The organism is Skermanella sp. (assembly GCF_059503625.1).
On the sequence record NZ_JCACHA010000951.1, the window covers coordinates 1 to 6,803 of the forward strand.

A 6,803-nucleotide genomic window follows, 5' to 3' on the forward strand; every position below is an offset into this window, starting at 1 on the left:
GATACTAATCTCCACATCCATGCAGCGTTCGCAGTGCCCATCGAGAAAGTCGGCAAGTTCAACGCCGCGGCGTTGTTGCAATGGCCGAAGCTGGTCGAGAGTGGGTCGATTGTGGTCGAGCTGGTGAATGATCCGTGGGGGCTTGGCCGCTACATGGCCAAGGAGATCACCCCAACGACCAGCGACAGGCTAATCGTCTCGCCAGACCGGTAGGGCTGCGGCTCTACCACTTCATAGGGGACACCGGACCAAATGCCTTCGCGATGCGTCGGCCATGAAGTCAACGTTCTCGTTCATCGCCTGCCATTGTGGGTCTCCCGGCTTCCGGAGCCCGCAATGGTATCGTTCACTCAGGCGATGGAGAGACAGACCGATGATGCTAAACAAAGTCGATACTCGAAGAGAGATCGTAACACAGCCTGATGCTGCCACGAAGGTCTAGACACAAGTCAGATCATCCGTTCCCATCAGTAAGCGACGCACCGGCACACAACTTCAAGCTCCAACCTTGTCAGCAGTCAGCTCTTTATTATCCAGGTTGAAGAGTGCAGCTTCTACCTAGGTTTGAAGGCGGAAGATGGAACGCCGAGCTGGAGGAAAGCACCAATGACCGCGACACCGCGCTATGTCCACCCCGAGGCGATCGTCACCACTGCGTGGCTAGCCGAGCACCTCCGCGATCCGGAGCTGCGCATCTTCGATTGCACGACCTACCTTCGCTACGAGACCGGCACTGGCCGGCCCTATCGGGTAGAGAGCGGCCGCGCCGACTATGAGCAAGGCCATATCCCAGGCTCCGCCTTCCTCGACCTGCACGGCGAGCTATCCGACGCCTCAGCTCCGACCAACTTCATGATGCCAAAGCCACAGGACTTGGCCGCACGCTTCGCAGCGAAAGGTATCGGTGAGGGCACACGCGTCGTCCTCTACTCCCGCAAGAGCATGCAATGGGCCACGCGGGTCTGGTGGATGCTGCGTGCCATCGGCTTCGATAACGCGGCGGTGCTGGATGGTGGCTTCGACAAATGGAGTGCCGAAGGTCAGCCGGTCGAAACGGCAGAGACGCGCTATCCAGCGGCGAAGCTGGTGCCCACACCTCGCCAGGGCCTCTTTGTTGGCAAAGAGGAGGTCCGGGCAGCGATCGGCAATCCAGGCTCCTGCACGATTAATGCGCTTGCGCCGGACCTGCACCGTGGCGAGAACCCGCGATATGGCAGGCCAGGGCGCATCCCGGGCAGCGTCAACGTGCCGGTGTCGGAGGTGATAGATCCAGCCTCATTGACGCTCAAGGCGCCCGAGGCGGTTGCTGCAACCTTTGCCGCCGTTGGCGTAGACCCGTCGAAGCGGATCCTGCTTTACTGCGGCGGCGGCATCGCGGCGACGCTTGATGCCTTTCTCCTGCACCAGCTCGGTTATCAGGACATCGCTGTCTACGACGCTTCGATGAGCGAGTGGGCGAAGGATGAGACGCTGCCGATCGAGGTGGGGTAATTTCCTGCTCAATACTCGCTCGGGAGCACCAGGACCTATCCATCGCTGTCCACCACCAGCGACAGCGGCACCTACGGTAGCGGACACTTTGCCAAGGAAGGCCCCACTTTATGCTGCCCACTCGGAGCGAAGTGCCCCTAGGAATCGTCTGCGAGGGTCATACAGGGCTTCGGGATCAATCCGCGGGGCTATGCAGCATTAAGTTTCGGTGCCCCTATGGGACAGCTAAACCGATTTCGTATATAGTACGTCTTGCTGGGTATCAGGAGCGAGTCGCCATGTCTGGGTCCAAGGGTAAAGCCGAGCCAAAAAGCGACACGTTGACGCTCGAGCAAATTACCACAGCGTTCGATCTGCTTAGTGTTTCTGACCTGCGCCAGGTGGTCACTGCGGCAGAAGCCAAGATCGAGGAAAAGTCCGAGGGCGAGAAGCGTTCCTTCATAGAAGAAACGCTTAACAAGGCCAAGGCGCTAGGCCTTTCGGTCAGAGACCTGTTCGGTGAGACGCCTGAACCTGCGAAAAGGCGCGGTCGCGGCAAGGCAAAGCCAAAGCCCGAGGGTTCGAAGATAGCTCCCAAATACCGCGGGCCGGCAGGTCAGGAATGGTCGGGCAGGGGACGCAAGCCTATCTGGGCGCAGGGTATGACAGCTGAACAGCTTGAACAGCATCTCATCGAAAAGCCCGCTGCCTAGTAACTAGCCAACTACAAAGTGCGCGAGCTTGAACAGTACGGCATCGCTGAGTGTGAAGTTCACATTTATTAACGTGACAGTATGTGCTTCACGCCCATACCGCACGCATGGAAAATTTCTGTAGTGTGCGGTAGGGCGAGCGCCAAAAGTATCCAAGAGTTGTTCGAAATCCTCGGCGAGACTGCCATCCATGACTACCTTGCAGAAGCTCACAGCACTGCATTGTAGCCAACTGCTTTTGTCCCACATCAGCTTGCCGTGTACGAATGCGCCTTCAATGCCGTAAAATCTACCTTGTAGGCTGTCGAGCAGGCAGGACGGCATCTGCCTGTGCATCCAACCATCTGATGCCTCTTTATCGTAGGTCTCTTTATGAAAGTTCGTGTTTAGATAGATCCCCTTGACCCTGGCTGCGTATTCAACCCGGACTGTCATTGACCGCGTGCGGCTTCCTCTGCCTGGAACCAATTCATAGTCTCCAGCCTTAACCGCCTCCATTGCGTCGAGAAGCTTATGCATTTGGTGGCCGGGATATTTTGCGTTTCTGTTTTTCATGTCTGCATTTTATCAGCAGAAAAAATGGCAGTCATTATTAATAGCTATGTCAGACAGCAAGGAAGCGAAAAGATAGCGTCGGTATTCCGGAGGCATTACGTGAGTAGGGCCGTCACGAGGGTGCAAAGGTAGTCTGGGAGAAAGAGCGAACGCTGGACCAACTACGTTCATATGGACGCGATTACTCGGATTGGTTTGCAGCCGTCGCGGACGCCGTGTTGTTTAAGGTGAAATCTCGAAGTGCAGGATGATGCGGTGCGGCTAACCCATGGACATGGCCCAGCCGTTCCGTGAGGGAGGCTCTCCGACACCCAACATGACCCATGCCTCAATACTCGCTGGGCAGCAGCAGCACCCACGTTGGACCTTCCTGCACCAGCCACAGCGTTACCTCCGCCAGCGGGAAATCGGTCCAAGGGATTTCCTGTCGGGTAATGGGCTGGTTGGAGTTGCCGTCGGTCATCGTGGCGGCTGCGCTGCGGGTAGCGGCGTCAACGGCCAAGGTCCAGACTTGGAAGGGTTCAAATCGTACCCTTGGGTCGACCTGATGTGCTACGATCAATTCGGTGAGCGAGTGAGCCTGAGCTTGCTTGGCTAGGAACACGACGCCCTGGGTCATCAGGATACGGCGGGTCAGGCCGTGCCGGGTGAGCGTGTCGGAGCCGGTGAAGCCGGCCAGGGCTGATTGCAGTTCCTCTGGAGACATGTGGCCGCCCTCCTTAGCGGCCCACCCCATCAATAGCCTTCCGGACCTCGCGTCATCCGGAGACTTGCTGCCCACAAGAGCATCGGCGCGCCGGCCACGTGCCAACCGGCAGTTGCTTATCGCGCTCTCGGCACTGCGAGCGCACCGGGAGACCATGCTCGGCGAGCCCTACCCCGCGTCCACCCTGCTGCTCGTCCTCGGGCTCGCCGACAACCTGACTTCGATCGCTGCCTCGGCGCCCCCAGCGTAGCTCTGCAGACATAGCTCGTGTGAAGCGTGATCTAGGCGCTCAGGGCGAGCAGGACCAGGATGCCGACCACCAGCCAGGCAGCGCGGATCACCAACTGCTGCCGGTCTGGCCGCCCCGCAAGAAGTTGCCTAGTACGCGACCCAGTGCCCGACCCGCCTCTCCGCCCAGGCCATCTTGCGGCTGGCGGAACAAAGCTTGATCCTGAAGTCCGTAGTGGACACTGACCGCCTCTGCCGTGTTCCTAGAGCCTTCTTCCTGGGCGCGCAGCGGTACGCCATCGCCTGTGACGCAAACGCGTATTGGTCGCCGCTTCGGTGGAGCCGATCTCGGCAGCAGGCGCCAGACCGTACAAGGCAGGCCCGCCACACGGTCAACACCCTCACGCCGAGCCTGAGCGGACAACAGGTCACGTTCGGATACCTCGGCTCGGCTTGCCAGTTGCGGCAGGTCCACCGTTAGCCCGGTACTCTCCTGGACGGCGAAGGCTTGGCCTGCGCCCCGATCGATGATCACTCGGCTTCCTGGCGGCAATGGTATGCCGCCGATAGATGCCGGTGCGCCAGGCTCAGCTTCGGCCCGAAGGGCTCGCAGCACGGACGACCAAGCCAAGCGGATGCGCAAAGGTTGGCCGTCCCGCTCCACCCGGTAGGTAACGGCCACGTCCCGGCTGGGCAGCAAGACCGGACGATCCTGAGCTGCAGCAGGTCGGGCAGGATTGCCAAGCAGCAACAGGGCACTTGCGGCTATAAAGGTAGATTGCATCAGGTGCCTGGTGGGTGTCAGGGCGTTCCTAAATGTTCCCATTGCCTAGCCCCACGTTCGCGTTGGTGGTAGGCTACCATTGATTGCCGCCCAGTCGCTCGCCTTGTGCGCCCCACCTCCCTGCTAGCCGTGGCAGGTCTATGTTGCGGTGACACTGCGTGGCGCAAGCGAGCGCCTACCAGCGGCAGCGGGCTCCTGTGAGGCTTGTGGCTACAGCTGTTCGACCCGCAGGTGCTCCGCATACCTGCTGCCCCCATGTCCGTTGTTGATAGGTAAGCGGACAATACGGATCAGCATTTGGGATCGTCGGCTGTGCGCCCATAGCAGACACAAAAGCATCGCGGCAGTGTGCTCGAAAGCAGACACTGAGAGCAGTCATGAGAATCGAATGGTACCGCCGAGCTTTCGGCGGATCGGATCGGGACAAGAGCCGCCTGATTGCTCCAAAGCGGGCAACAGCCTACCCTCGCCGAAGCGCGGGGCTGGTGTCAGCGCTATCGGAGATCCATTTGGCACGTTCCTCAACGTCGATCGTGAGTGAACGTGCTTACGAGATGTTCAAGCAGGCACCCGGATTCATCAAAGCGGCATCCAAGAAGAGGGCAGCAACTTCTGGGCTCTGGCTTCGCTGACCATGCTTCGCCTGACCGGCCTTCGCACTTACTTCGCTCTCACCTTCGGTTGCGCGTGGATCTTTTGGATTCTCGCACATCCGGTGGTCCAGGAGCATTTGGGCGTGTGTCTTTCCGCGGCACTGCTCGTTGTGTTGGGAACGGCCGTTCCGAGCCTGGTGGCGCTTGGTCTGTCGCTACGATGCGGTGCCGGCCGGGAGTTGCTTGTCGGGTTGGTCAAATGGCGGGTGCATGTCCGCTGGTACGTGCTTGCTCTCGCGGGGCCGCCGATCCTTATGCTGACGGCAACGGCTATCCACGTTTGGCTCGGGGGAGAGTGGCCCAATTATCCAGAGGCCGGACGCTGGCCACTCTTCGTCCTTAACTTTTTCGCTGTCCTAGTCCTCGGAGGCCCACTAGGCGAGGAGCTGGGATGGCGTGGGTTCGCGCTGCCGCGGATGCAACCGCGATTTGGCTTCGTCGGCGCCAGTGCGTTGCTCGGCATCGTCTGGGCAGTATGGCACATACCGCTGTTCCTCACGGCCGTTTCTCCTCAGGCCCAGTTGCCGTTCATCTGGTTTGGGCTGCAGGCGGTGGCGCTTAGCCTCGTGTTTTCGGTCGTCTGGCAGCGCACCGGCCGCAGCCTGCTCCTCCTTGTGCTGTTGCATGCCTCGGTTAACGCATTTGCGGGCCCGTTGCGCATACTCCCGGCAGAAGCCGGCAGCGTTCGGCCCTACGTTCTGACCGTGGTGTTGACCTGGTGCTTAGCACTGGCCCTTACTCGCACTCGCGAGGTCAAGCCGAGGCGATAGTCGAGGGGTGTGCGGCTGGCATCAGAAGCCGTTCGCAAGCAACCAGGCCACCGGCAGGTCGCAGCGCCCGTTCCTAAGCGGCAAAGGAGCCCTGCGCATCCATTGGTCCTCCCGCCTATCGGGGAGCGAGCGCGAAACTGTACTCCCGCGTACATGGGCGGTCCACATTCATTGCGAAGGTCGGTGCAGCTCAGCCGCAGCTCGTCGACCCGTATCTCGTGACGGGTCAGCTTGTCGAAAACGCCAGCGCTCCGTAAGCGCGGCTTTCAGACCCATCTCGGCCGTGGTTGATGCTCAGCCTTTTTCGGCGGCGGCCCAGCACCATGGCATGAGTTCGTCGATGCGGCTGTTGGGCCAGCCGTTGACGAGGCGGGTCAGCAGGTCGGTGAAGTAGCGCTGCAGATCGACGCCGTTGAGCTTGCAGGTTTCGACCAGCGAGGCCACCGCGGCCCAGCGTGCCCCGCCCTCATCGCCGGAGGCAAAGAGTGCGTTCTTTCGGCTGAGGCAGAGAGGACGGATGGCACGCTCCACGGTGTTTGTGTCGAGCTCGATCTGCCCGTCATCGAGGAACCGGACCAGGCCGTCGCGGTGGTTCAGCGCGTAGCGGATCGCCTTCGCGGTTGGGTTGCGCCCGGCAGGCTGGCGAGTTGCGCCGTGAACCAGGTGAACAGGTCCTCGACCAGCGGCCGGCTCTTCGCCTGCCGGGCGGCACGGCGGCTCTCCGCTGGCTGGCCGCGCACCTCCGCCTCGATGGCATAGAGCGCGGCGATGCGCTGCAGGGCCTCGGTGGCGATCGGCATCTTGCCCTTCGCCAACTCGATGAACTCCCGCCTCGCATGGCTCCAGCAGAACGCCAGGGTGATCGCGTCGTTAGAGCATTTCAGGTTTAGTCGAACGCGTAGCCTGAGTTGGCAAGGTAGTTCT

6 protein-coding genes and 1 pseudogene are annotated in these 6,803 nt (G+C 60.6%); 4 read left to right on the forward strand and 3 right to left on the reverse strand.

Features of this window, described 5'->3' with window-relative positions; translation table 11 throughout:
- The 3 genes from AC5JJ6_RS34700 to AC5JJ6_RS34710 all read left to right on the forward strand — a co-directional run.
- On the forward strand, positions 1 to 213 hold a 213-nt coding region (locus AC5JJ6_RS34700), incomplete at its 5' end, for a hypothetical protein (RefSeq protein ID WP_496046408.1).
- 393 nt (positions 214 to 606) lie between these two features.
- The gene (locus AC5JJ6_RS34705) at positions 607 to 1,491 is read left to right on the forward strand and encodes a sulfurtransferase (RefSeq protein ID WP_496046409.1); all 885 of its coding nucleotides are present in this window, start codon (positions 607 to 609) and stop codon (positions 1,489 to 1,491) included.
- A 278-nt stretch (positions 1,492 to 1,769) separates the two neighbouring features.
- The gene (locus AC5JJ6_RS34710) at positions 1,770 to 2,183 is read left to right on the forward strand and encodes an H-NS histone family protein (RefSeq protein ID WP_496046410.1); all 414 of its coding nucleotides are present in this window, start codon (positions 1,770 to 1,772) and stop codon (positions 2,181 to 2,183) included.
- 3 nt (positions 2,184 to 2,186) lie between these two features.
- Here AC5JJ6_RS34710 and AC5JJ6_RS34715 read toward each other — a convergent pair whose 3' ends face one another.
- Together AC5JJ6_RS34715 and AC5JJ6_RS34720 are read right to left on the reverse strand one after the other, a co-directional pair.
- Complete coding sequence (locus tag AC5JJ6_RS34715) at positions 2,187 to 2,738, reverse strand: hypothetical protein (protein WP_496046411.1); 552 nt, start codon at positions 2,736 to 2,738, stop codon at positions 2,187 to 2,189.
- A gap of 328 nt (positions 2,739 to 3,066) precedes the next feature.
- Entirely contained in the window at positions 3,067 to 3,444 is a 378-nt protein-coding gene (locus AC5JJ6_RS34720) for a DUF6876 family protein (RefSeq protein WP_496046412.1), read from the reverse strand.
- A 1,646-nt stretch (positions 3,445 to 5,090) separates the two neighbouring features.
- Between AC5JJ6_RS34720 and AC5JJ6_RS34725 the strand changes: the two genes are divergently transcribed.
- Positions 5,091 to 5,879 carry a CPBP family intramembrane glutamic endopeptidase gene (locus AC5JJ6_RS34725; RefSeq protein ID WP_496046413.1) on the forward strand — a complete coding sequence of 263 codons (789 nt, stop codon included), beginning with the start codon at positions 5,091 to 5,093 and terminating at the stop codon, positions 5,877 to 5,879.
- Positions 5,880 to 6,173: 294 nt separating this feature from the next.
- Here AC5JJ6_RS34725 and tnpC read toward each other — a convergent pair.
- A pseudogene (gene tnpC / locus AC5JJ6_RS34730) lies at positions 6,174 to 6,803 on the reverse strand (IS66 family transposase); the annotation flags it as partial.